28 protein-coding genes are annotated in these 25,305 nt (G+C 36.2%); 7 read left to right on the top strand and 21 right to left on the bottom strand.

Translation table 11 applies throughout. The features are described 5' to 3' along the window. Window positions 1-53 precede the first annotated feature (53 nt). Entirely contained in the window at window positions 54-227 is a 174-nt protein-coding gene (gene rpmF / locus GD441_RS04760) for a 50S ribosomal protein L32 (RefSeq protein ID WP_108669800.1), read from the bottom strand. 74 nt (window positions 228-301) lie between these two features. Next, a complete protein-coding gene (locus GD441_RS04765; protein WP_153124253.1) occupies window positions 302-820 on the bottom strand; it encodes a YceD family protein in 519 nt (172 codons plus the stop codon). A 171-nt stretch (window positions 821-991) separates the two neighbouring features. Between GD441_RS04765 and GD441_RS04770 the strand changes: the two genes are divergently transcribed. Then, window positions 992-2,188 carry a nucleotidyltransferase gene (locus GD441_RS04770; RefSeq protein WP_191992095.1) on the top strand — a complete coding sequence of 399 codons (1,197 nt, stop codon included), beginning with the start codon at window positions 992-994 and terminating at the stop codon, window positions 2,186-2,188. Window positions 2,189-2,332: 144 nt separating this feature from the next. Here GD441_RS04770 and GD441_RS04775 read toward each other — a convergent pair whose 3' ends face one another. Next, complete coding sequence (locus GD441_RS04775; RefSeq protein WP_153124255.1) at window positions 2,333-3,349, bottom strand: SepM family pheromone-processing serine protease; 1,017 nt, start codon at window positions 3,347-3,349, stop codon at window positions 2,333-2,335. Next, window positions 3,333-4,142 carry a patatin-like phospholipase family protein gene (locus GD441_RS04780; RefSeq protein ID WP_153124256.1) on the bottom strand — a complete coding sequence of 270 codons (810 nt, stop codon included), beginning with the start codon at window positions 4,140-4,142 and terminating at the stop codon, window positions 3,333-3,335. Before GD441_RS04780 ends, GD441_RS04775 begins: the two co-directional genes overlap by 17 nt. 224 nt (window positions 4,143-4,366) lie before the next feature. Between GD441_RS04780 and ylbJ the strand changes: the two genes are divergently transcribed. Further along, window positions 4,367-5,581 carry a sporulation integral membrane protein YlbJ gene (ylbJ, locus tag GD441_RS04785; protein ID WP_153124258.1) on the top strand — a complete coding sequence of 405 codons (1,215 nt, stop codon included), beginning with the start codon at window positions 4,367-4,369 and terminating at the stop codon, window positions 5,579-5,581. A 76-nt stretch (window positions 5,582-5,657) separates the two neighbouring features. On the opposite strand, the gene coaD is transcribed toward ylbJ, so the two are convergent. From coaD to GD441_RS04800, 3 genes are all read right to left on the bottom strand, one after another. Continuing rightward, window positions 5,658-6,143, bottom strand: a complete 486-nt coding sequence (gene coaD, locus GD441_RS04790) for a pantetheine-phosphate adenylyltransferase (RefSeq protein ID WP_153124260.1) — start codon at window positions 6,141-6,143, stop codon at window positions 5,658-5,660. An 11-nt stretch (window positions 6,144-6,154) separates the two neighbouring features. Beyond that, window positions 6,155-6,724 (bottom strand): 16S rRNA (guanine(966)-N(2))-methyltransferase RsmD, encoded by a 570-nt coding sequence (gene rsmD, locus GD441_RS04795; protein ID WP_153124262.1) that lies wholly within the window; start codon window positions 6,722-6,724, stop codon window positions 6,155-6,157. A 428-nt stretch (window positions 6,725-7,152) separates the two neighbouring features. Continuing rightward, the gene (locus GD441_RS04800) at window positions 7,153-8,565 is read right to left on the bottom strand and encodes a stalk domain-containing protein (RefSeq protein WP_153124264.1); all 1,413 of its coding nucleotides are present in this window, start codon (window positions 8,563-8,565) and stop codon (window positions 7,153-7,155) included. 172 nt (window positions 8,566-8,737) lie between these two features. Here GD441_RS04800 and GD441_RS04805 point away from each other — a divergent pair, with 172 nt between their 5' ends. After that, window positions 8,738-9,127, top strand: a complete 390-nt coding sequence (locus GD441_RS04805; protein WP_153124266.1) for a DUF7147 family protein — start codon at window positions 8,738-8,740, stop codon at window positions 9,125-9,127. Between the two features lie 136 nt (window positions 9,128-9,263). Here the strand turns inward: GD441_RS04805 and GD441_RS04810 are convergent, their stop codons facing one another. The 5 genes from GD441_RS04810 to GD441_RS04830 all read right to left on the bottom strand — a co-directional run bounded on the left by GD441_RS04810 (window position 9,264) and on the right by GD441_RS04830 (window position 11,991). Continuing rightward, entirely contained in the window at window positions 9,264-9,539 is a 276-nt protein-coding gene (locus GD441_RS04810) for a YlbG family protein (protein WP_153124268.1), read from the bottom strand. Window positions 9,540-10,331: 792 nt separating this feature from the next. Further along, entirely contained in the window at window positions 10,332-10,772 is a 441-nt protein-coding gene (locus GD441_RS04815; RefSeq protein ID WP_153124270.1) for a YlbF/YmcA family competence regulator, read from the bottom strand. A gap of 61 nt (window positions 10,773-10,833) precedes the next feature. Continuing rightward, window positions 10,834-11,265 carry a hypothetical protein gene (locus GD441_RS04820; RefSeq protein WP_153124271.1) on the bottom strand — a complete coding sequence of 144 codons (432 nt, stop codon included), beginning with the start codon at window positions 11,263-11,265 and terminating at the stop codon, window positions 10,834-10,836. 55 nt (window positions 11,266-11,320) lie between these two features. Further along, the gene (locus tag GD441_RS04825) at window positions 11,321-11,563 is read right to left on the bottom strand and encodes a YlbE-like family protein (RefSeq protein WP_153124273.1); all 243 of its coding nucleotides are present in this window, start codon (window positions 11,561-11,563) and stop codon (window positions 11,321-11,323) included. 20 nt (window positions 11,564-11,583) lie between these two features. Continuing rightward, window positions 11,584-11,991 carry a YlbD family protein gene (locus GD441_RS04830; protein ID WP_153124276.1) on the bottom strand — a complete coding sequence of 136 codons (408 nt, stop codon included), beginning with the start codon at window positions 11,989-11,991 and terminating at the stop codon, window positions 11,584-11,586. 167 nt (window positions 11,992-12,158) lie between these two features. On the opposite strand from GD441_RS04830, the gene GD441_RS04835 reads away from it, so the two are divergent. Then, a complete protein-coding gene (locus GD441_RS04835; RefSeq protein WP_191992097.1) occupies window positions 12,159-12,641 on the top strand; it encodes a PaaI family thioesterase in 483 nt (160 codons plus the stop codon). A 165-nt stretch (window positions 12,642-12,806) separates the two neighbouring features. On the opposite strand, the gene GD441_RS04840 is transcribed toward GD441_RS04835, so the two are convergent. Beyond that, a complete protein-coding gene (locus tag GD441_RS04840) occupies window positions 12,807-13,841 on the bottom strand; it encodes a CAP domain-containing protein (protein WP_153124280.1) in 1,035 nt (344 codons plus the stop codon). 342 nt (window positions 13,842-14,183) lie between these two features. Between GD441_RS04840 and GD441_RS04845 the strand changes: the two genes are divergently transcribed. Further along, window positions 14,184-14,546 (top strand): YugN family protein, encoded by a 363-nt coding sequence (locus tag GD441_RS04845; RefSeq protein WP_153124282.1) that lies wholly within the window; start codon window positions 14,184-14,186, stop codon window positions 14,544-14,546. Window positions 14,547-14,785: 239 nt separating this feature from the next. Then, on the top strand, window positions 14,786-15,844 hold the full coding sequence (gene ytvI / locus GD441_RS04850; RefSeq protein ID WP_225434130.1) for a sporulation integral membrane protein YtvI: 1,059 nt from the start codon (window positions 14,786-14,788) through the stop codon (window positions 15,842-15,844). Between the two features lie 74 nt (window positions 15,845-15,918). Here ytvI and GD441_RS04855 read toward each other — a convergent pair whose 3' ends face one another. The 8 genes from GD441_RS04855 to cyoE form a co-directional block, all read right to left on the bottom strand. Next, window positions 15,919-16,431, bottom strand: coding sequence for a hypothetical protein (locus tag GD441_RS04855; RefSeq protein WP_153124285.1), 513 nt, complete (start codon window positions 16,429-16,431; stop codon window positions 15,919-15,921). Between the two features lie 140 nt (window positions 16,432-16,571). Then, window positions 16,572-17,033 (bottom strand): DUF420 domain-containing protein, encoded by a 462-nt coding sequence (locus GD441_RS04860; RefSeq protein ID WP_153124287.1) that lies wholly within the window; start codon window positions 17,031-17,033, stop codon window positions 16,572-16,574. Between the two features lie 168 nt (window positions 17,034-17,201). Next, a complete protein-coding gene (ctaG, locus tag GD441_RS04865; protein WP_191992098.1) occupies window positions 17,202-18,107 on the bottom strand; it encodes a cytochrome c oxidase assembly factor CtaG in 906 nt (301 codons plus the stop codon). A 150-nt stretch (window positions 18,108-18,257) separates the two neighbouring features. Beyond that, window positions 18,258-18,593, bottom strand: coding sequence for a cytochrome c oxidase subunit IVB (gene ctaF, locus GD441_RS04870; protein WP_153124289.1), 336 nt, complete (start codon window positions 18,591-18,593; stop codon window positions 18,258-18,260). Window positions 18,594-18,597: 4 nt separating this feature from the next. Next, entirely contained in the window at window positions 18,598-19,227 is a 630-nt protein-coding gene (locus GD441_RS04875) for a cytochrome (ubi)quinol oxidase subunit III (RefSeq protein ID WP_153124291.1), read from the bottom strand. Then, window positions 19,227-21,098, bottom strand: a complete 1,872-nt coding sequence (gene ctaD, locus GD441_RS04880; RefSeq protein ID WP_153124293.1) for a cytochrome c oxidase subunit I — start codon at window positions 21,096-21,098, stop codon at window positions 19,227-19,229. The genes GD441_RS04875 and ctaD overlap by 1 nt, the downstream gene beginning before the upstream one ends. 35 nt (window positions 21,099-21,133) lie before the next feature. Beyond that, the gene (gene coxB, locus GD441_RS04885) at window positions 21,134-22,216 is read right to left on the bottom strand and encodes a cytochrome c oxidase subunit II (protein WP_153124295.1); all 1,083 of its coding nucleotides are present in this window, start codon (window positions 22,214-22,216) and stop codon (window positions 21,134-21,136) included. 117 nt (window positions 22,217-22,333) lie between these two features. Next, window positions 22,334-23,272, bottom strand: a complete 939-nt coding sequence (gene cyoE / locus GD441_RS04890) for a heme o synthase (RefSeq protein WP_153124298.1) — start codon at window positions 23,270-23,272, stop codon at window positions 22,334-22,336. Between the two features lie 798 nt (window positions 23,273-24,070). On the opposite strand from cyoE, the gene GD441_RS04895 reads away from it, so the two are divergent. Beyond that, the gene (locus tag GD441_RS04895; RefSeq protein WP_153124301.1) at window positions 24,071-25,048 is read left to right on the top strand and encodes a COX15/CtaA family protein; all 978 of its coding nucleotides are present in this window, start codon (window positions 24,071-24,073) and stop codon (window positions 25,046-25,048) included. The last annotated feature ends 257 nt before the right edge of the window (window positions 25,049-25,305 follow it).

The raw sequence follows: 25,305 nt of genomic DNA on the forward strand, positions 1-25,305 counted from the left end.
GACCATGACTTGATTTTCAAATCAAGTCATGGTCTCTTTTATCGTCAAAGAAATTATTTGTTAACTACTTCTTTTCCTTTGTATGTTCCACAAGCTTTACATACACGGTGAGCTAATTTCATTTCACCGCAGTTTGGGCATTCTACCATACCTGGAACTTGAAGCTTAAAATGTGTACGACGTTTTCTTTTTACAGTCTTAGACGTTCTTCTGAAAGGTACAGCCATTATTCCCACCTCCTTAAAAAGAGTTAAGAAGTAAAGGGGAGATTAATCCCGAATCTTCTTTTTCATTTTCACGTTTACTTTTCATCTTCAAAGAATTTTGCAAGACCAGCAAGTCTAGGATCGACTTTCTTCTCCTGTTTTACAGCATCTTCAGAAAGTACGGTCCAGTCGTTTCCTGATTGAGGGGCTGCCCCCTTTGGATTTGCCTCTTCACAAAAAACTTGCATTGGAACTTCTAACAATAAGTTCTCTTTTATGATCGGCACAAGGTCAATTACATCACCTTCCACAACATACACGTTGTCCTCATCCGGCTCATAATCAGCCTTCAATAGAAAGGTTTCTGTAGTATTGATGTCGATTGGATAAGAAACATCAACAAGCGTTCGTGAGCAAGGTAAAATATATTCACCCTTCAAATGCAGATGGAAAGTGACTTTAGAAGGACTAATATCTGCTTTACCGGAAACTTGAATTTCCGAAACGTCACGAATTTGTTTATCCAATTCTTTCAAGTCAGAGACATCTAACTTTTCGTCAAGAATTAGACCTTTATCCCGATATTTTTGAAGTTGAGTAATTGTCCATTTCAAATGAATCACCTCAAGGCAACAAAGGTAATTATAGCTGTCATTCTACCGTTTGTCAATATTTTTTCTTTACAGTACAATGTAGTCAGAAATAGTCTTATTTCCGACTGTTTTTATTTATATAAGTATATATTTTACCACTAATATGAAGATAAACATACACGGAGGATTAAAATGAAGGCTGTAGGTTTAGTCGTCGAATATAATCCGTTTCATAACGGTCATCAATATCATTTACATACAAGTAAAAATGAAACCAACGCTGACGTAGTTATAGCAGTCATGAGTGGTTCTTTCCTTCAGAGAGGAGAGCCTGCACTCGTCAGTAAATGGACTCGGACGGAAATGGCTTTGCGTGGAGGAGCAGATCTTGTCTTTGAACTTCCTTACGTTTATTGTACGCAGCACGCTGAGCATTTTGCCTACGGCGCTATTCTTTTACTTGAGGCTGCAGGCTGTGATACTTTTTGCTTCGGCAGTGAACAAGGGAAAATCGAGCCATTTCTATCGCTTTATCAATTAATAAAAGAAAAGAAAGCAGAATATGATCAATACGTGGTCAAATATATATCCGAAGGCAACAGTTATCCCAAAGCCTCTTCACTCGCCTTCTATGAACTTGTATCAGACGTTTTAGACTTACCTGACCTAACAAAACCGAATAATATCCTTGGTTTTCAATACGTGAAGGCAGCGTTAGACCATTCCTTCCGCATTAAACCCTGCACGATTCGAAGAATCCATTCAGATTATCACGATCAGGAACTTCCGGATCAGCCCATCGCAAGTGCGACAAGTATCAGGAAGGCTCTGATGAGACAACAGGACCTAGAATCCACTTCATCTTACCTTCCTTCTGAAAGCTTTTTACTGCTTAGATCATACGGAGAATTTCATGATTGGGAAAAATATTGGCCTCTCCTAAAGTATAAGATTATGTCGTCTTCAACAGATGAGTTAGAAGCCATTTATGAAGCCGAAGAAGGCATCCAATACCGAATGAAAGAAAATGTCCTTGAAGCCTCTTCTTTCAACGAATTCGTCTCTAAAGTCAAAACAAAGCGATATACTTGGACAAGAATTCAAAGATTATGTGTTCATATTCTTAATCATGTGAAAAAAGAGCAGATGAAATCTGCAATGAACCAAAACAGCTATTTGCGGATTTTAGGAATGACAGAAAAAGGACGGAAATATTTAAATCTGAACAAGAAAAAGATCGAGCTGCCGCTAATTTCAAGAATTTCATCAGTTCAGCATTTAGGACTAGAATTAGATATTTCCTCAGCTTTTATACATTCCTTAGCATTAGATTTCCCTTCACAAAAAAAATTAAGAAAGAGAGAATTTCAGCCTCCGATTTTTTTATGAAAAAGAAGGAGCTTTCCGAAAAGGGCAACTTCATTTGAAAATCATGAATGGTGATCGTTCAATATTCTTAAACATAAAAAGGGCATCCAAAAAGCCGAAAATTCGACTTATTGGACAGCCCCTTCTTTTATTTCCCTTTTTTACTTACCTAGGTTTTAACGTTTGTAAAAAATCTAAGGCTTCTTTAAAGCTATCAACAGGGATGACTTTCATATCCGATCCAATGTTCTTCGCTGTTTTCACTGCTGCACGATAGTTTGAATCCTTTGCCCCGTTTTCATTTGGTGCCAAGAAAATATCCGCACCTGACTTATCAGCCGCTATAATTTTTTGCTCGATACCTCCGATCGGTCCCACTTCTCCATTTTCATTAATCGTTCCTGTCCCGGCAATTTTGTAACCCTTAGTAATGTCGTCTTTTGTTAACTGATTATAAATTTCCAACGAGAACATTAACCCCGCGGAAGGTCCCCCAATTTGATCGGTATCGATTGTTACTCGCGGTTCAGTAGTGATTTTTAGGTCATCCACAAGTGTAATACCTATTCCTACTTTGTCTGTCCCTTTTAAGGGCTTTAACATAACCCTCTCAGTCATATTGGTATCACCTCTTGTGAAAGTAATGGACACCGTCGTTCCTTCTTGTTTTCTAGATATGTATTCAATAAATTGTTTAGAGGATGTAAATTTAATTCCATCAATTTTACTTATTCGATCACCAGGCATTAGTTTTTCTTCAGCCGGCATACCCTCTAATACATTGACTACATAAACCCCATCATACGATACTTTTATTTTTTTGCCAGCTGCTTTATAAGCATTGATTATTGCAGCGTCCTTTGAGCCTTCCATCATTTGCAGCTGTCTAACAGAATATTCTTCTTCTGTTTCATCATCTTCTTTAATCATATGCTCAGGGTATATTTTCTGATATTCACTCCATTTTGCCAATAAGTATGAATAAATATTAGCCTTGCCCATTCGGACTGTAGTAAGCATCAATGCACCTTTTGCATCGTTTCCACCTTCGACGTGAATAATTGGTTCAAGTTCTTTTGCTATTCCGGGTTGACTAACATAAAATGGCAAATGATAAAAAAAAGAAATCGCAAAAAGTATTAAAATGATAAGAAAGGAGCGAAATCTAATTCTGCTGTTCATCCGTTTTGGACTCCTTCCATTTTTCAATACATTCCAGTATTCTGGAAATGTTTCGTCTTGCTTCATCTTCTCCAATACTAATAATTTCATCTATATTTGTAAATGCTTTTGAATTATATTTTTCAACTCTAGGACGAAGCATGATATCAGCAGCAATACTTCTAAGCTCAACCAGCTCCATCTGCAAAATATCAAGGCTCTGCATGATGACATCGTAAATCGAGGTTATTTCCATGTTTTGTTTGACATGGGCAACATCAACTGCAATCACAATGTCTGCACCCATATCTTTTACGACTGAAACCGGTACGCGATCCACCACACCTCCATCTACAAGCAACCGATCATCGATTTTTTCAGGAACAAAAATCCCCGGTATAGAAATACTTGCCCTCACTGCATCAGATACAGGCCCTTCTGAAAAAACAACCTTTTCACCGGTTTTGATATCTGTAGCTACAACTCGTAGTGGAATATCTAAATCCTCTATGTTTTTTCCTTTTGTAAAAATTTTGATAAATTCCTTTACTCTTTTCCCTGCGACAAAGCCCATTTTCGGTACAGTAAAATCAAGATAGTACTTTCTTTTAAAATGAGTAGATATTTTGTACAGTTGCTCTAAATCGGTACCTGCAGCATAAAATCCACCAATTAATGCACCCATACTGCTGCCAGATATATAGTCAATTTTTATTTGATTTTCTTTTAGAACCTTTAACACCCCTAAATGGGCAAATCCTCTAGCTCCACCAGAACCAAGTGCCAACCCAATTTTCGGTTCACGACTTGCCAAATTAAGCCCTCCTTTCTATATATTGTCATTGTATGGTTCAAATGATTTTCTCATGTAAGCTCATGTTCTAAATTATGTATCTAAAAAGTATATTTTGTTATATGAGGACAAGGTTTTGTTGGAACAGAAGGTTTATTCATACGAACTTTCGTTCTGTTATGTATATTTTATCATGGTACAAATACCATGCAAAGATTGAACAATGCCGCAGGGAGGCCGTTTCATTGAATAGATCGATCATTAAAACATTAGCTTTGGCTTTTATCGCAACCGTGTTTGCAGCTTCTCTAATAGCATTCCCTCAGCAGGCTTTTGATGCGTCCATTAGGGGATTAACGATGTGGTGGGAAATCGTATTTCCATCCTTACTTCCATTTTTTATCATTTCCGAAATGCTGATTGGTTTTGGAGTAGTTACATTTATTGGTGTGTTACTTGAACCTTTCATGCAACCACTTTTCCGGGTTCCAGGAGTAGGGGGATTTGTTTGGGCAATGGGAATGGCTTCAGGTTATCCTTCAGGTGCAAAACTAACTGCAAGACTTCGAATTGAGGGACAACTTTCCAAAATAGAAGCAGAAAGACTCGTATCCTTCACCAATTCTTCAAATCCATTATTTATTTTTGGAGCAGTTTCCGTTGGTTTTTTTCATAATCCTAAACTGGGAGTTATCTTTGCCCTCTCCCATTATGCGGGGAATCTATGTGTTGGTCTATTGATGAGATGGCATGGTAGTACAAGCGGAGACAATTCCATTTCAAAAAGGTCATCGATGTCAATTAAAGAAGCATTACGTGCTTTACATAGGACAAGATTGAAGGAAAAGCGTCCTTTCGGAAAGCTCTTGGGTGACGCAGTCATTTCTTCCATCCAAACACTCTTAATGATCGGCGGCTTTATTATCTTATTCTCAGTACTTAATAAACTTCTTTATCATACGAATATTACAGGTTTTCTTGCTGAAGGCTTAAAATCTTTACTCTTGATTTTGGGATTTCCTGAAAAACTAAGTATCCCATTTATTTCAGGTCTATTTGAAATAACCCTAGGTTCACAAATGACTAGCCAAGTAGCTGAAGCTTCTCTGATGCAGCAAGCCATTATTACAAGTTTTATCCTTGCTTTTAGTGGGTTTAGTGTCCAAGCGCAAGTAGCTAGTATTCTGGCTGAAACCGATATTCGCTTTCTCCCATTTTTTACAGCACGACTCGTACATGGATGCCTTGCCGGTATTTTTACCATGCTGATATGGAAACCCATTTATGAAGGGGAGAAATTTAATGACTATCCTGCCAACACACTCCCTGTAATGAACCTTGGACAAAGTTCTTGGCTAACTGAGATTTATGAAATGATGACTACCATAGGCCCACTGATCACCATACTTGGAATATCGATTTATGTGTGGTTGTATTGGAAACGTCATTTTATAAAATAAGCACCCCTTTATGATCATAATGGGGTGCTTCAGACTATTGACTAACGCTCGCATTCCTCGCAAACCATGCTCTTTATTATTTATTACTGTATTTTTCTTTCAGGGCATTTTCAACGACTTTAGGTACAAGCTCTGAAATGTTCCCACCGTATTTAGCAACCTCTTTTACAATACTGGAGCTTAAGAAAGAGTATTGGTTATTCGTCATAATAAAAAACGTCTCAATATGGTCATTTAAAATTCTATTCATGGATGTTATTTGCATTTCATATTCAAAGTCAGAAACTGCTCGCAACCCACGAATAATTGCATTGGCGTTTTTACTTTTCGCATAATCGACAAGCAGTCCTTGATAAGAATCAATTTTCACATTAGGAATATGCTTTGTAACTTCATTAATCAACTTCAATCTTTCTTCTACTGAAAAGAGCGGATTTTTTGATGAATTATTAAGAACTACTACATACACTTCATCAAATACTTTCGCGCCTCTTTGAATAATATCTAAATGACCAAGCGTAATCGGGTCAAAACTTCCAGGACACACTGCAATTTTCGACATTGATTTTCCTCCTACTCTTCCCAGTTTTCCAATGTTTTTCTATAGATTGAAACAGAGATCATTCCATACGTTTCAAATTTCCAACGTTCAAAATGATTGACCCTATCAGGCAACGTAACGTCTGCTGCATGCTCACAAACGATATAACCGTTTTCTGTCAAAAGGTTGTGGTTGCCAATGAATTCCAACAATTCTACTAGCCTTTGTTTTTTATATGGGGGATCAAGCAAAATTAAATCGAAGCATAACTCTCTTTTTACAATAGCTTTTAAAGCACGTTCGCTATCATTTTTATAAACTTCAGCTCGATCTGTAAAATGGCACGCTTCTAAATTTTGTTTTATAGTTTGTATAGCTTTATATTCACGATCTATAAAAAGCGCTTTATCCATACCTCGGCTAAGTGCTTCTATACCCAAGCCACCGCTGCCAGCAAAAAGGTCCAAAACAAGACCGCCATTAAAATATGGGCCGATGATATTAAAAATAGATTCTTTTACTTTGTCAGTGGTTGGACGAGTGGAGCTCCCCGGTACAGCCTTTAACGGTCTTCCTTTACATTCACCAGATACGACCCTCATATTGATTCACCCATTTTTCACATTTTCATAATCCTTTCTTATCCTAACATATTCGTGATTTTTCAGCCAATAGTAAAAGCAATACGAATGAAGAAGTAGAAATATAAAAACATTTTTATAATTATACTGAAATAATATTCTTCAAACGTATAACTACCAGAAAATTGGCCATAATGACTAGTAACAGCATCTCAAATCGAGGATGTTGTTGCCAACCGCGGAGAAGACTTACGTTTCCCCATAAGTTCTTCCTCCGGTTTCTCCTCTCCCTTTCCCTTCTATCCAATTTGGAAATAGAAGGACCCTGCAGAAAGATTCTGCAGGGCTTTTTTTATACGTATTATGGAATTCCTTTAAATATCGAAAGGGACTTAGTGACTTTTCAAACTATTAAACAACACCTTTATTGAACACAACTTATCATTTGCTTACGTTTCTTCAATAAGGATCGTATCAGCTTGGTTTTTGATGGTTACACCGAATAGATCCTGAAGCCACTCTTCCTCAATATAAATTTTATTGCCAATTTTAGTGAGGGGATTGGTTCGCACACCATAGTCCTCTCCATTATAAATAAAAACATTCTCGTTTAAAAAAAATCGAAGAAGATTGTCGTTTTTGCTAAGGAGGATCTGATTTTGGTCAATAACACTATACTCATAATCAAGCATAGTGACAACTTGCTGAAATGGGTATAACCGTTTGTTTTCAAAATAAATCAGTCCATCTTTAATACCATTCCGATTAACAAGTATTTTTCGATTGTCCTCATATCTCAAAGGATAGAACGGAGTATTTTCTCTATGATTTTGAGAAAAGAAATGTGTCTCAAGACCTTTAACCTTTGAAAAGGCATCATCAAGACTAACAGCTGACAGAGGTTTTTTCATATTTTTCACTGTGTCAGCAAAGGTCTCAATACCATTTGCTCCAAGTTCCTTCCTTAATGTTGCCGTTAATAATTTCACTTTTTCCCCGCCAAACGACTGATTATACATCACATTTGCCAATACTGACTGAAGCCATTTTTCATTTTTGTTTTTAAATGGAAAGATTTTTTCAATATGATGGACAAACAGCTTTTCAGAAAGAGCCTGATAATTTGGCATTGCAGGAAAAATCATAAACGTATCATCCAAAACCTCTTTATGCTGATTCGTTAGGATTACTGTAGCAGAAGAAAACTGAGGCAAATCCGTTAATACTTTTTCCAGCTTATCTCTCTCAAAAGGAATAGATGTATCATAATATACATGAATTTTATCAGAAATGTTATGATATGCCAGCTCATTTACTTGATGGTAAATTGGAAAGATCGGTCCGTCATTTTGAAATACATAATAATTAATGTATTCCTTCTTTGTCTTACCTATTAATTGCCCACCTGCTCCCCAATCCCCCTTGCGATTAAACTTCAAGGTTAGCTCTACCCTGGTTTTACCCATATCAATACCATTCAATTGTATTGCCCAGTTTTGAAGTAAGAAAGCTCTCGCGTTCGAAGTAAATGGGATGGAATATCGGAATGTGACTTCTGAACTATTTTTTTTCACAAGTAATTGGCCATCAGTTGTAATTTCACAAGCTTTTGGATTTTCACACTTTATATCGACATTCAACGGATTCAATAGCTTGTACGATCCTTTTTGAATTTTCTTAATCGTATGCTTAATATTTAATACGCGATTATCATCACTCATGATCAACACCTGTTCTAACAAAAGCTTCTTTTCTTGAATAGGTGAACCTTCTTTTTTTGAATAGACATTCCACTGCCAAAAAAGCATTCCACCAATCGCCATCATTAATAGCAGCATACTTGTAAGAAATGTCCTCATCATATTCATGACTCCTTACCTATTTCTCCTATAACTAACTTACCAAATATAATAGGAAAAGGGCACCCCATTTTTAACAATCTTGGGAAAATATTTAGAAGAGGGTCTCTTTTAAGTTCGTTTAAAAGATGATACATTAAAAGGAGTTTTAATAGAAATAAGGGAGAGAGATGCAGTGATTCAAAGATTTATTGAACTCGGTGAGGGCTATTCAGATTTATACGAATTACTTGAAATCGGAAAAAATAATAGGCATCGAGTTTCGAGCCTCATAGCTTTTCATAGCAAGAAAAAAGAAAATGATGTCACTTCTCTAGCGATTGTGCTTGCCCCTACTGATCCTGGGGATTTCCAGCCAATCTATATTTGCCGGGAAGGCATTCCAAATCCGCATATAAAACCAAGCAAAAGGTACGATCTATTTAAGGAACTATCTGAAGCCATCAATGTCCCGATCATTGAGTTAGACATCAAGTCTTCCGATTTTTTCGCTGAAAAAGAACTATTCTATCAACACTTAATTGGCATTCTCAGAATGAATCGTATCATACCGCCTATGAAATAAGAAAAAGGGGCAGTCTAATAAGTCCCTTAAATAAAGCAAGTGGAGAATAACGATCCGTTTTTTCTCCACTTGCTTTTGTGTATTTCGATTTTTCTTTGATAAGAGCTGGCGGATGCCTGCTACTTTCAGTCTATTATTATAACCCCATCTTATAATCATATTCTTTCGCCTTATCTGGCTTTGAGTTTTCATACTCTGTTTTCAAGAATGGCTTGTAGGAAACCTCTACTTTTTTGACAAAGGAAAAGGACTTAAGCTTTTCAACTGTCGCTTGCACATCAGAAACATTTGTATAAAGAACGACATATTTCAGTCTCTTTGAAACATAATGTACATTACCAAATCTTCTTAGCATTTTCACTTGCTTTAAAGTGTGTAAATAAGCAATAATCCCTTGTCTCGCTCCGAACATATCTCAATCTCCCAGAAAACATTTGTATTAAGTGTAGCATACCCTTTCTTTCACTTTCAATAAATAAAACGGTCCATGCTTTTTAGTGAAAAAAATAAATCCTTCCCATTATTATTATTTCCATAAAGTGAGGTGATCGATTTGGACTTGAATATCATCTGGCAGCATTTTATAAATGAATTAAACAGCTTACCATCCATCTCAAAAGCATGCTATAAAAAATCTGCAGGTATACCATTTTTATACATTTATACGTCAGATCCTGTAGATGAAATCCTTCTAGAAATTCAAAGATCATCCTCAATGGTTATGAAAGGAAAACAACTGCATTGTGAAACCACATTTGTTAGACAAGAGAGTATCTTGTTCGTGTTTAGGCATCGTTTTTTCGTTCCACAAAGAAAAATGTTCTGCTGCGGAAACTTATGTCCTGATTGCATCAGGTATACTGATCAAAGCTAATAATACAGTTAGGGATTGTCCAGAAAGTCAGTTTTCCTGACTTTCTGGAGCCTCTTTTTATCATTATATTTAAAAAATAAAGTTCTTTTCACATAGAATGATGTTTTTAGACTATAAAGTTTGCCCGTTGATTTCCGCTCCAGCAAATACAAAAAAGACATCAAAAACGCGAAAAACTGGACCTATCATGAGCAAGAGGATTGTTTTTTTTTGCCCGAATGGAAGAAAGGTTACGTTTAAAAAATACCAAAACAAAAGCAAGTGGAGAAAAATGGATCGTTTTTCTCTACTTGCTTAATTTTTAGGGACTTTTTAGACAACCCCTAGATTTTATTTTGAGCAGCCACAGCTGCCTCCTGAACCGCAGCCGCCTCCACAGCCAGTATCGAAAAATGGATTTCCGGTAGGGACTTTAATATGAGGAGAAACCGCATGACCAATGATCTGACTAATTTCATCCAGTATTGTCTGCAGTGCCGTTTCAGCTTTTTTGAAGGCTGCAATAGTGGGGTGTAGGTCCATCTCTCTTTTGGCCAGCCTTGTTTCCTCACTAACCTTTTTGTAATCGGGATGGTATTTTCCAAACCGCTGTACTTCTTCGTATGCATCCTTTAATTTTACAAAGGCGGCGATTTTTCGTTGAGCTTCCATGTCGCTCTTCATTTTATATAAAGAAATAAAATAATCTTCTCCAATTTCTGATTCTAGAATACTTTTTGCCAATTCCTCGGCAGCATTTAATATTTCTACCCTTTCCAATGTAGCAAGCATGTAAAAGCTCACCTCCACCACTATTTTACCATAGGAAAATATCTGAAGCTAATATATGATCTTAAAGAGAGTTCTTGATATGTACAATAAACTCCTTTTTACTAATAAAATTCCTTTCCGTTCCATTGTATAAATAAAGGGAAATTGTATGTTTCCCTTCAGATAAGCCTTTTACGATAAAAGCAGCTGTTCCAATTTCTTTTGATTTTTTTCCATCCACATACAATACAATACTAGCCCTTGTTTTTCTTGAAGCTGATTGACTAAAGCTCATACCTTTTACAAAGCATTCGATAAACAGATCATTTCCTTTAACGAAATGCTGTACGTGCCATTTATCAACCAAAGCATTCCCTGTTGTTTCTATTACATCCTGTCCGTAATAAACAACTGACTCCATAGGGATTATTTTGTTTTCAGGTTCTGGGATTTTTTTTTGACATCCAAACAGCATGATGATGGAAGCGGAGAAAGCAACAATCATTTTCTTCATAAAAAAACCTCCTTTTGCCCTTATAGTTAGCAAAAAGAGGGGTTTTCATGTACCTTTATTGCCCTGTTGAATTCATTGCTTGAAACATATTCATCATCAGAGATGCCATCTGGACTCCATCAGATAGCTTGGAAACGTGATGAGGAATCGATTTTTTAAAAAAGTATTTAGCTTCTGTTTCCATTTTTTCAAGCTCTTGTGGATTTCTCGATAATCGACGATACCAGATCGGTTGGGTTCTGATATATTTTTTCAAATCTTCGTTCCCTTGTATGACTTTATAAATATCTTGTCTCAAACCCTATCATCCTTTCTTTGTTAATCCTTACGAATAGCAAATGGATGAGACTCTCTTTTGTTTTCTTCTTTATGGTTTACGTCTGATTTCTGAAATTGAGAAATGACACCAGAAATTGCTCCAAGGGCTTGATTTAAATTGGAGATGTGCTGTTGAATTGTATTCATATCCATTGTCTTTAATGAACCTAATATGTTTGAAATCATGTCACTTTTATCATCTTTTTTTTCTGTTTCGGGTTGATCTTCCTTGCTAGCAGAAACCTCTGGATAACCTCTCCATCTTTCATTGTCTTCTCCGAGCATATACCACTCTTCAAACAATTCTTGCCATGTACTCTTCCCTCTTCTTACTTCTGAAACCAATGAAGGATGCTTTTTAACAAATGCTTTAAATTCTTCAACAGATGCTCGTCTTCTGTCAGCCATTTCCCTTCACTCCTATCAAAGACTTTCGCCTATTTCAGAATATGCAGCTGAAAAATAGTTGTGACAGAAAGAAAATAAAGATTTTTGAAATTTTAAAATACTTTGACGAGTCTGATATTTTATTTCTATAATAAAAATGGATATAAACAATTTTAGGAAGTGATATAGTGCAAAAAGCATCGTTACAAGAAATACAGGATTTATTAATAAATCTGCCAAATGAAGATATCGAAATCATCCAAAACGTTGTAAAAAAGCTGGTCCTTAACAAAGACAATAAAAATACTTATATTCATAAAATCCTTGGTCTGGAAAAAGAATGGAGAAATGATACCCTGATCATGAGGATGCCAATCACTCCTTTATCCCATAATACCTTGGGTGCTGTTCATGGGGGAATTATTGCAACCTTGCTCGATACTACGATGGGTACTCATGCAAACTCTTCCATTTTACCAGAGCAGGCTACTGTCACAGTGGACCTCCAAATTCGTTATTTAAAAGTTGCCAACGGAAAAGAACTAACCTGTAAAAGTAGAATCATTCAAAAAGGAAAAAATATTGTAGTAACCGAAGGAAAAGTCTTAAAAGAAGATGGAAAGGTATGTGCCATTGCAACGGGTAGTTTTTTTATTATTCCAAAAAAATAATAACAAGAGGTGATCAAGTTGGTAACAGCTATTGTTATCCAAAGAATTGAAAGAGCAAAAAGAAAAGTGGCTTAAGGCAGGTCTTGTAAATTGAATAAGGCTCAAAAAATCAAACCACTTTGTCGATTTTTTGAGCCATTAAAAAAATAATATATATAATTGCTTTTACTGCCTAATAAAATTCTGAGTATAGTATTTATTATATACTCCAACACCAAGATGAGTAAAATCATGATTCAACATTGCCTCGCGATGACCGACACTATTAAGCCAACCTGCAACAGCTGCAATTCCATCTACGTAATGAGCAGCAATATTTTCTCCTGCCATCTCATACTGTACATCCGCCTTTTTAAGCCTATCTGCCAATTCTCCTTCATTTGGTGAAGTATGAGAGAAATAATTTTCCTCAAACATCTCATTACTGTGCGAAAAAGCTACCTCCGCCAATTTCTCATCCCAGAGAAGAGGCTCCAATTCATATCTTTTTCTAAGGACATTCGTAATATCAAATATTTGTTTCTCATCTCCTGCTTGAACAGCTGCCCATTCATTCTCGGTTAACATAACGTCCTCAGCAAGCTTCCCGCGATAAGTAAGTTCATATGGCCTATGCTTTACTAATGTTTCTTCGTTGCTAAAGCGAATGCTTGAAATCTTTCCAGTATATTTATCCAAATATATCTGAGCAAAAACATTACCTAATTTAACAAGCGGACGCATATGCAAGTCATCTTCAGACAATTCAAAACGATAGGAACTGCCATTCCACTCTATATCGACAGCAGTTTCCAAAAAGTTCTTCTTATAAATCTCTTCCACTGATTGGCCGATTGAAAAAGGATACAGATTCAATTTTTCTCCTAATCCATAAACGGATACGATTTTCCCATTTTGAACTGCCGCCTGGAAATAATAATCATCTTTTTGGTTGTACACCCACCAAGTATATCCATAGGAAGAAGGATCCATTCTAGAGGGCTTCCCGTACAATTTAATAAGCTCATTCGTTTTTTTTCCTATTAAAGTTCCTAAACCTTCCGTTATTGTAACGGCTTGTCCATCCTGATTCTGATTATTACTTTGTTTGGATGACTCTAAGGCTGAATCCCAATTCTTTGTCCGAACTGAGCTATCTTGAATTAGCGGACCGTCCTCTTTATTGCTGCCTATATTTAAATAGATACCTACTACAAACAAAAGTGCAGCTAGAAATAAAATTTTGCTGAGTGCCTTCAGAGTACTCCCCCCAAGCCTTTATTATATAATTTTAATAATATTATAACACTGTTCAGGTAGTTATTAATAGATATCTAATTCAATGAAAAGTCAATAATAAATCTATTGAAAGCATTGTCATTTTTGTGAATAGTTAAAAACTATCATGCTTGTCATTGCAACTTGATTGGATTCGTAATATTATTAAACAAGAGGAAAATTTACAAAAGCTTTGCATCACTGGAAATCATACCTTTGAATACATAGCAAGCTACAATTGAAATCTATTTTCCACCCAAAAGATTGTTATAGGAGGGAATATTGGTGAGATTTGAAAACACAGGTCTTGAAAAAATGAAAGCGGATTTAAACCGTCTTGATGAAGTAATGAGCGAACACGGACTGATTCGTGCAGAACAATGGGATTATGAAAGAGTAAACTATGACAGAAAATTTGAACTAAAAGAAGGCGTTTTCTATCTCCGTGTTCAAGGATATGCCGTAGAAGGAGACGTAGGAGCACATAGAGCGGTTATTCAATTAATGATTCCTCTTCTTGGCAAGCACTACTATCCACATGGTGTAGAGTATGGAGAAGGAGAAAACTTCCCTGCTAGTCTCGTAAAAAAATGCGAGCAAATCTTGGCTGATGTTAAAGCAGATATTGAAAAATTTGCCACCGTCTAAGTCTTTTTAAAACGCATGAAGCTATTCATGCGTTTTTCTATTAGAGTTCTGATCAGTTTTGCAACATGAAAAGGATTCTCTCAAATTTGTGATACAGTTGTCAAATTAACCGACTCCTGTTTTTTAGTTAGAAGTCATTGTTATATTTAATCTGTAATTTAATGATTGATTTAATGTACATTTTGTCCATGTGCTGGATTAAAAAGTTCATTTTGCTTTCGATAGAAAGGAGCGTCACCTTGTCTGGTCTTCTTACAAAAAAAATACTTAAACTCGCTACTGTGATAACCCTCACGATTATGGTGGGATTTTTCATTTTACCAGTTTCCGTACCGTTGCTTGCTGCCTTTATTACAGCATTATTATTGGAACCTTTGGCCAAAGTCCTTCAAAAAAGAACTCAAATGAAACATCAGCTTTCTGTAACGATTATTTTTATCCTTTTTGTGGCATTTATCGGAATCTCAAGCTTTTTTCTAACCACAAAAGTGATCACTGAAGCAGTAAACTTTGTTCAAAATGCACCTGATTATGTTAATGAAGTGAATAAAGCCTGGCTTAAATATGAAAAGGATTTAATTCATGCTTCTGAAGAATTGCCGGATTATATTGTCATCGAAATCAGTACCCAGATCCAGAAAACATTCGACCGAATTAAGAATGATGTTGCCAGTTCCATTAACATTCAAAGTGTTACAAAGATCATGAAAGAAATCCCAAACTATTTAGTGAGCTTTTTAGTTTACCTGATAGCCCTATTTTTGTTCTTGCTTGACTTACCAAGATTGAGAGTACGATTTTATAATCATTTAACAGAAAAAACAGCAGATAAAGTGAACTTTATGTCTTCCCGTCTTTCCTATGTTGTTTTTGGATTTTTAAAAGCTCAATTTCTTGTGAGTGTTTTGATTTTTATCAGCTCGCTGATTGGACTGCTGTTAATAAAACCAGAAGTTGCACTCGTAATGTCTATTATCATTTGGGTTATCGATTTTATTCCAATCATTGGATCTATCGTAATACTAGGTCCATGGGCACTTTTTCATCTTATCACAGGTGATATAACATTAGGAACACAGCTATCCGTACTGGCAGCCGTCCTTCTAATCATCCGCAGAACTGTTGAACCGAAAGTGATGGGAAGCCATATTGGCCTATCCCCTTTATCTACACTAGTTGCCATGTATCTAGGTTTAAAACTCTTTGGCATTCTAGGATTCATTATTGGACCGCTTTTGCTAATTGCCTTTAATTCAGCAAGAGAAGCTGGGATTATTAGGTTTCAATTTAAACTCTAATAAGGAAAAAAGTGGATATCCCAAAATGTTATAAATGAATGACAATTTGGGACATCCTCATTATATTATTGATATTATCCATCATCAGGCTCCAATTCCCAAATTAAATACGGATCCTCCCTTTTCTTCAATTTAAAACCGATTTGTCTTAAAATATGGATTCTGAACGTTTGGGACATTAAGGTTTCTGTTCGGATCCTTGTCATTTTTCCTGATAGTTGTTTTAGTACAAATCTAATATATAAATAGATGCATTCTTTGAAATACACTTTCTCATCCTTTTCATTTAGAAAATAAAGTTCTAAAAAACCAGTTTCTTGATATTCTGTTTTCATATAAAGGATGATATCTCCTACCATTCTTTTTTCCAGCAAATCAGCCGTGATCCACAAATGCAATGAATCATCTTTGTTCTCTAAAAACTCCAAATACAAAGGAAGAAAACTTCTGAATCGATAGGAGGGCCATTCATGAGGGATTGTAATAGGGGACCTTGATGTAAGTTCATTTCGAAATAATAAAATAGACTTTGCCATTTCACTTGAGCAGGACATAATGATGATTTTTTCCGTCTTAAAATCCTTCAACATTCCCGCCCCCTTTATTTTTTTGAGAAATACGTATTCTGTCAGTTTGATTATGATCTTCAAACACGTTACCCAAAATAAAAAAAGATTCTGCCTTATATTCTATTCAGCAGAATCTACACTTCATTCCTATATTTTATTTAGAATCCCAAGATCGCTTTTATTACGGATGTTGTTTCTCCGCCTTCATAAAATACGTAAAGCAATAAGTAGACCGCAACACCAGTAATTGCTGTGAAAAACCAAATGATGCTTGTCACAGGACCGATTTTTCTATGTCTACTTAGATTTTTTTTGTAGCCTGACCAAAGTGTAATAATTCCCATTACAGCACCAATGGTAGCTAACGAAATATGAAAAATTAAGAAAATGGTGTAATAGATTTTGATGTTTTCTGGACCACCAAAAGCAGTGTTACCAATAAATATGGTTCTTGAAGCGTAAATTAAAAAAAAGATGACAGCGAAAACTGCTGCAAGCATCATTGTTTTTTGATGTGTCTCAATTTTTCTTTGTTTAATTTGAGCCCAGCCGATTGCAACAGTAATGGCACTTAAAACAATAAAGCTAGTACTAATTGTAGGTAAAATTGGCACCGACATTTAACTCATAACGTCCTCTCTATTATGTATTCATTCGTATCCATTGTATTCGAGTAATCATGAAAATTCAATATCATTATCCCATGAAAAGCCAAAGCAGTTCTCCACCCAAAAAAAGAAGCAATTCCTCCGAGAGATTGCTTCAGTCTATAATTGCTCCCAAAATTGTTATTCTACTGATTGGAGATCAGGAATCGGATCAATTTTTTCAGCATCAGCATTTTCTTTTCGATACCACTCATAGAAGATTTGTGCCAGAACCGTTCCATATACGATTTCTTGAATAATTTTCATTAATACTCCACCAAGTTGCTGATCTTCTAATAAAGGTAGCCAATTAAACATTTCAGGCCCACTTAATGACAGACCTGATAAAGCGGATGTCGGTACACACAACTCTAAAGCCTGAGCCCAAGCGCGGGGATCGGAAAAAGTCGCATACATCGGATTATCGGCGAAAATGATTAACGCACATGCTGGTGTCAATAGTACACCGTTCGCAAAAATATACCCAATTCGTTTGATTCCATATAAATATTGATATTCTTGTAAGTGATTCACCAATGGCCACCACATAAAAATGGCTGAAATGAATAATATTGTAGTATAAGTAGCATGCAACACCATATCTACCTTTATCACATCAAATATTAATGGAATATGGTAGAAAGAAAATAATCCATTAAATACTACTAATGCAATGAGTGGTTTTGTGAAAAAATGAAATACTCCACCAACCAGTCTTATTTCCAACAGCTTTCTCCACATCCAATGCGGTAAGGAGGCTATCAACATAGGAGGGATCACCAAATACAAAAATGCCATTTGTGTCATATGAGCACTAAACATAATATGGCTGAGCAAATCAAGTGGTGAACCTTTAATGACATATAATAGAACAATCGTCGAAACAAAAAGGATGCCTTGCTTCTTAGTCAACGCTTCTGCTTCAGACGATAATTGATCTTTATATTTTGTAACTGCTAGAAAAAATAATAACGTAACAATTGTTAATACAACAAAAAAATAAGGGCTCCACATTGCACGAAAACCGAACATTTCGAGTGACAGCATTTTTTTCACCTCTGCTTTACAAATCCTATTAATACCATTATACAGGACAAGTAAGATTCTACCAAACAACAGGAATTACCAATTATATTATGTAAAATTTTCATTGTAAAAGAAAAATCGGCCTAATGAAAAAGCCGATTTTTCCCGATATTAAATCCAAACGATTGTAACGAACGTTAGAACCGTAATAAGACCAACAAGTAGACCAGAATATAGGAATAACGCTGGTGCTTCATGACCCTTATGACTCATATGCATAAAGTAGTAAAGCTGGAAGATTACTTGAACAGCCGCTAACAATACGATGAAAGGAACAGTAAACCAGTGAGAAAAACCTTCATAACCCACTGCAACAAAAGCTACTAGCGTTAAGAATATCATCAAGCTGAAGGAGATTACTTGATATCTCATATCTTCAGCATTCTTTTTACGGCGGTACTCAAGGTCGATTTTCGGGTTCGCTGAATTTACATGGTTATTTTCCATCAGTTTATCCCACCATTCCCATTAAGTATACAACGGTAAAAATGAATACCCAAACAACGTCGATAAAGTGCCAGTAAAGGCTCGCTACGTAAAATTTCGGAGCGTTATATAAATTTAAGCCTCTTTTAGCATTTCTGAGCATTAATGCTGTGATCCAACATAAACCAAATGCTACGTGACCTCCGTGGAAGCCAACTAAAGTGTAGAAAGCAGATCCAAAAGCACTGCTTGTAAAAGTATGGTGGAATTCATGAACATAATGATTGAACTCGTATATTTCGAGCCCAAGGAAGGCCGCACCTAACAAAACAGTGATTAATAACCAAGCCTGCATTCTTTTGAAGTCATAGTTTTTCATATGATACATTGCATATACACTTGTTAATGAACTTGTTAATAGTAACATCGTAGCAACAAAAACAAGCGGTAGTTCAAATAAATCTTTTGCTAAAGCATGATCTGAACTAGGAACCTTATCTTTTAAAGCAAGGTAGGTAGCAAATAAGGAAGAGAAAAGTACTGTTTCTCCGCCAAGGAAAAGCCAAAAGCCAATAAATTTATTTTTTCCTTCAAGCGTAGCTTTTTCCGGAGAAGAAGGCCAAGTTGCTTCCGTAAATTTTTCTTCTACGTGCATTATGCTTTACCTCCCTTGTCTTCATCGATTAAATCTTCTTTATGAATGTGGTATCCAAGATCATCCTTAACTGAACGGTATAACATTGCAAGCAAAGTAATTGCCATACCGATAATTAATACTGGAAGTGCCCATTCTTTATCGCCATCTACACGATACATAGCGCCAAATGCAGCAACAAATAAACCAAACGAAATAACCACCGGTGTGAAAGAGTTGTTTGGCATATGGATATCACCAAGCGGCTCTGCTGGTGTCATCTCCTTTTTGCCCTCCATTTTTTCTAACCAATATGCATCCAGGCCGCGAACGAGCGGAAGCTGCTTAAAGTTATAGTAAGGTGGTGGAGAAGAGATTGCCCATTCAAGGGTACGACCGTCACCCCACGGATCGTTTCCGACTTTCTCATTTTTAACAGATGTAATGATTACGTTCACTAGTAAAACCACAGTTGCAATTGCCATTAAGAATGCACCAATTGTCGAAATCAAGTTTCCAGTTTCAAGTCCTTGACCAGGCAAAAATGTGAATACACGACGCGGCATACCCATTAAGCCTAAGAAGTGCTGGATAAAGAAAGTTAAATGGAACCCGATAAAGAATAACCAAAAAGTTATTTTACCAAGCTTTTCGCTTAACATCGTACCAAACATTTTTGGCCAATAGAAATGAGCACCAGCTAATAATGCAAACACTACACCACCAACAATTACGTAGTGGAAGTGAGCGACTACGAAATAAGAATCATGGTATTGATAGTCAGCAGCTGCAGCAGCGTTCATGACCCCTGTAACCCCACCGGCTACGAAAGAAGGAATAAATGCTACCGCATACATCATTGGAACTGTAAACTTTATGTTGCCTCCCCACATAGTTAAGAGCCAATTGAAGATTTTAATACCAGTAGGGACTGCAATGGCCATAGTAGCTACTGCAAAAATTGCGTTTGCAATTGGTCCCATCCCAGTAGTAAACATGTGGTGAGCCCATACCATGAAACCTAAGAATCCGATCAAAACGGTTGCGAATACCATGGAAGAATATCCAAACAAACGTTTTCTAGAAAATGTCGAGAATATTTCAGAGAAAATACCGAATGCAGGTAATACAAGAATGTATACCTCAGGATGCCCAAAAATCCAGAATAAATGCTCCCAGATAATCGTGTTACCTCCGGCTGCTACATCAAAGAAATTAGAGCCAAACATACGGTCAAAAATTAATAGGAACAGTCCCACTGTAAGTGGCGGGAATGCAAAAAGAATTAATGCTGATGCAACAAAAGTTGACCATGTGAACAGTGGCATACGCATATACGTCATACCAGGCGTACGCATATTGATGATTGTTACCAAGAAGTTAATACCAGCAATTAAGGTACCAGCCCCTGAAATTTGCAAGCCAAGTGCATAAAAGTCAATTCCATGACCTTTTGATTCTAGAGATAGGGAAGCGTATGATGTCCATCCAGCATCAGGAGCTCCATCTAAGAACCAAGATAGATTCAAGAATAATCCTCCAAAGAAGAATAACCAGAATCCTAAAGAGTTTAAAAATGGGAATGCAACGTCACGTGCCCCAATTTGAATAGGCACAACGGCGTTCATAAATGCAAAAATCAATGGCATCGCTGCTAAGAAGATCATGGTTGTACCATGCATTGTTAATATCTCGTTATACAAACCAGCGCTAACGAAATCGTTGTTTGGAACCGCTAGCTGAATGCGGATAAACATAGCTTCCAATCCACCGATTACAAAGAAGAAACCGCCGGCAATCAGGTATAAAATGGCGATTTTCTTATGGTCTACCGTAGTCAGGTAATCCCAAATCGTTGCGCCAAAACCCTTTTTTTGAGCGTATGTACTCACGCTTTAACCTCCCTTTTTATCAAAAGCTTTCCCCTTTATTTCTTTTGAACCTTTAAACCCATCAAATATGCTGTTAAAGCATCAATCTGCTGGTCAGAAAGATTTCCATAAGTATTTGTCATTGTATTTCCAGGCTTATATTTTTCAGGATCCTTCAGCCATTTTTTAAGGTTTTCTTCTGAATGCTCCATTACGCCTGCAATACGCTCTCTTTCACCAAAATTAGCCAAGTTTGGTGCTTGACGTGCTTGCTCTGGACGGCTGTCGTTAGGAGTGACTGCATGACATCCAATACAGCTCTTATTAAATATTTCTTGCCCTTCTTTAGCTAAGTCACCTGCAACAACAGGTTCTTTAACAGACTGCATGTCTTTTACCCATTGGTTGAATTCATCTTTGGACATTGTTTTTACTTTAAAATCCATCAAGGCGTGTGAAGGTCCACACAATTCAGCACATTTTCCATAAAATAGATTATTTGCTTCTTGTGCCTTCTTACTGTCGAATTCTAACCAGAATTGGTTCACGTTATCAGTATTGGTATCCATTTTCCCTCCGACAGCAGGTACCCAGAAAGAGTGCTTAACATCGGAAGCAGTTAAATTAAAGTAAACCCTTTCATCAGTAGGAACGACTAAGTCTTGACTTGTAATGATTCCTAGATCTGGATATTCAAATTCCCACCAGTAAAGATTCGCTCTCACATTCACAACAAGAGCATCTTTTGTTTTTCCATCTTTGTCCTTTTTCTCCATTGGAGCCACATCTGCCAGCTTGAATGTATAAGATACAGTTGGAACTGCGAGAACAAGTAATAGTAAAATGGGAATAACAGTCCAAATAATTTCTAGCTTATGGCTTCCTTCCACTTGCTTTGGAATGCTTTTGTCATCTCCCTTACGACGGAAACGAACGATTACGTAAATAAAGATGACAGTAACGACAATGATGACAAGCACCATGATGATTGTGCTGAGCATCATTAGGTTAAACTGTGTTTCTGCTACTTCACCGGCAGGTTTTAAAGTGGACAGGAACGGTTCCCCACAGCCGGCAAGGATCAGCGCCAACGTTGAGAATAATGCAAACAGACGCCATTTTTGTAGCCGTTTTTTCATAACTTTTGAAACCCCTCTTTCGTATAAATTTCTCACAAGTCAATCACAGGTTCACTAGTTGTGAGAATTCTCTCTATAAAAATTTCTTAAATAAAAATTAAGAAAGAATTCCTAGTTTTAAATAAGTGTTACAATAACCATTGCCACAAATAGAATGGTCAAATAATTTAAAGAATAGACAAACATCATTCTTGCCCACTTTAAATCGTCTTTCATTTTATACCCCTTTATGCCTAATGCAAGCCAGCCCACGTTTAAAATAACCGTTAATACTACTAATGGTGCTCCCAATTCTGTCAAAAAGTACGGCATTGGCATCAGTAGAAGAATCCAAAGCATGATGGAAATTTTTGTTCTGCCAAACCCTTTTACTACAGGAAGCATTGGGATTCCCGCTCTTCTATATTCCTCACATCGCTTCATAGCTAATGAATAAAAATGTGGTGGCTGCCAAATAAACATAATAAGAAATAGTGTCCATGCCAGCGGATCTAAATTACCATCAAGCGCTGCCCATCCAATTAATGGTGGGACAGCACCTGAAAAGCTCCCGATAATGGTATTAGAAACAAGTCTTCTTTTTGATAACATCGTATATAGAACGACATATGCAAAGATTCCGAATAAACCAATCAGTGCCGCTGTAAAGGTTGTTAAAGCCAAGAAAGTTAATCCAAGAATCGTTAAAGTAAATCCTAATAATAAAACTTTTTTAGGATTGACCTTTCCTGTTACGGTTGGCCTAGACTTTGTTCTTTCCATTAAATGATCGATGTCACGATCTATATAATTATTTAAACTGCATGAACCCGCAATAATAAGTGCGGAACCTACAAGAGCAAAAAACACTGTATCCAAATTTTTCAAAAAGCTTGCTCCTGAAAAATGTAATGCGAGCCACAAACCAGTAAAGGTTGTAATCATATTGGAATTAACAATGCCTATTTTTATTAATGCTAAAAAGTCCTTCCATGCAGAAGTTTCAGGTATATCAGCATGAAGGCCTGGTTCACTGTTCTTTATAGAAGCCTGTGCCAAAGCCTTAGTATTTGTCATCTCATTTCCTCCTCTGGCTATTCCCACAAATATAAAAATGTATCTATCTCTCTACTATAAAACATTATTTCATACATTTCTATATTTGTAATAATTGGGAAGATCAGTTGCTACGGCAAACGAATCGACTGAAATTAATTAACAAGTTTTGTACGTTGTAAATCTTTTAAACGTTTGCCTAAGATAATAAATACAAACCGTTCTCAGTATATTAAATCACATTTAAAGAACGTTTTGTGAACTTTTTTGGGATATTTTTTGTCTAAATTGTGTCGTACTTAAGAGGAAATGACTTTTTCAAAAATATTTGCCAATATTTTTCGATTTTAAGCCTTATTATCTAAATTTGCTTTTTATAGCTATTCCTTTCCAATATGGAAACAAAGCATTCATTTTGAAAGGAGTTTTTTACGGATCCCAAATTATTGAATGAAGAATATGCCTTAATTTCATTCATCCCTGTAATCAAAAACCTAGTATCTAACAAAGGAATTACGAAAATGTAAATTAGGTTTTTCTTCATACTCTTACTATATCTAACAAAATTAGTGAAAACTTTCAACTATTTTTACTATAAAAATAGAATAAATATTTCTGCTACAAAAATCTTGTAAAAAGGAATCAAATTGTGTAAGATCGTTGGGTATGTATCAATCTTCTGCAATTTTTGACAAAATATAAGATTTGTGGCTATCAAAATTTGAAAGCCTTTTATTTTTTCTATATAGTTGAGTTGTAGACTCATTACAAAATTCAAATACATATTTTTTTATTAATTCCATTTAGAGGTGAATTTTAGTGCCTAAAACTCTTAAATGGTTTGCGGTTCTTACAACCATGGGGATGTTGTTTATATTGCTTGGTGGAGCTTTGGTCACTAAGACTGACTCTGGTATGGGTTGCGGTAAATCTTGGCCGCTATGCCATGGTGAGATTATTCCAAGTGATATTACACCTGAACTTATCATAGAACTTGCTCACCGAGTAGTTTCTGCTGTTGTTGGATTTATGGTATTGATCTTGTCTTTCTGGTCTTGGAAAAAAATTGGTCATATTAGGGAAACAAAATTTCTCTCTTTTCTATCATTTTTTTTCCTGTTATTACAAGGGATGATCGGGGCTGCTGCAGTTAAATGGGGACAATCAGATTTTGTTTTGGCATTGCATTTTGGAATTTCCTTAATCTCGTTTTCTGCGGTATTTCTATTAACCCTATTAATTTTTGAGGTTGATAAAAAATTTGAAGCTGAAAAAGTTGTCATTGATAAAAGAATGACGTTTCACATTATCGGAATCCTAGTCTACACGTACTTTGTTGTTTATACAGGTGCCCTTGTACGTCATTTAAAAGCAAGCCTTGTATGCATAGACTGGCCAATGTGCGTGAATGGAAAATTTACTTTACCATCTAACTTGTATGAATGGGCGCAAATGGGTCATAGAATTTTTGCCGGATTGGCATTTTTATGGATTACTTATGCAGCATATATTGCTGTTAAGCATTACAAACACCAAAAGGTTGTTTATTGGGGTTGGATTACTTCATTTATTCTTGTTTTGCTTCAAGTTCTGGCAGGTGCATTGATCATTTTAACGAGACTAAACCTTTACATCGCGCTTGCTCACGCCCTTTTCATTTCGTGCTTGTTTGGAGTTCTAACCTATTTATTTCTTTTAGCATCCAGAAGCAAAAAAAATGCACAAGACCTACAAGAACCTATTAAGAAAGATCTACTTGATGAAATAACAGCTAATCAACCAAAAATAAATATTTAATGCTGAAATTTTACTTACCAAAATTTTTAAACCCATATTGCGGTTAAGAGATTTTTTACTTTTATCAATCGAGTAGGAGGGGGTGACTAACCCCCGACCTCTCACACCACCGTACGTACCGTTCGGTATACGGCGGTTCAATTAAGTATGACGTAGAGTCTGATACCTTTCAGTTAGACTTCTTAACCCTCGGTGACTCCAATAGGAGTTGTCGAGGGTTTTATGTAGAATGGGACTGCAGGCAATCCGCCAATATC

Source organism: Peribacillus tepidiphilus (assembly GCF_009466385.1).
Lineage (GTDB): Bacteria > Bacillota > Bacilli > Bacillales > DSM-1321 > Bacillus_BN > Bacillus_BN tepidiphilus.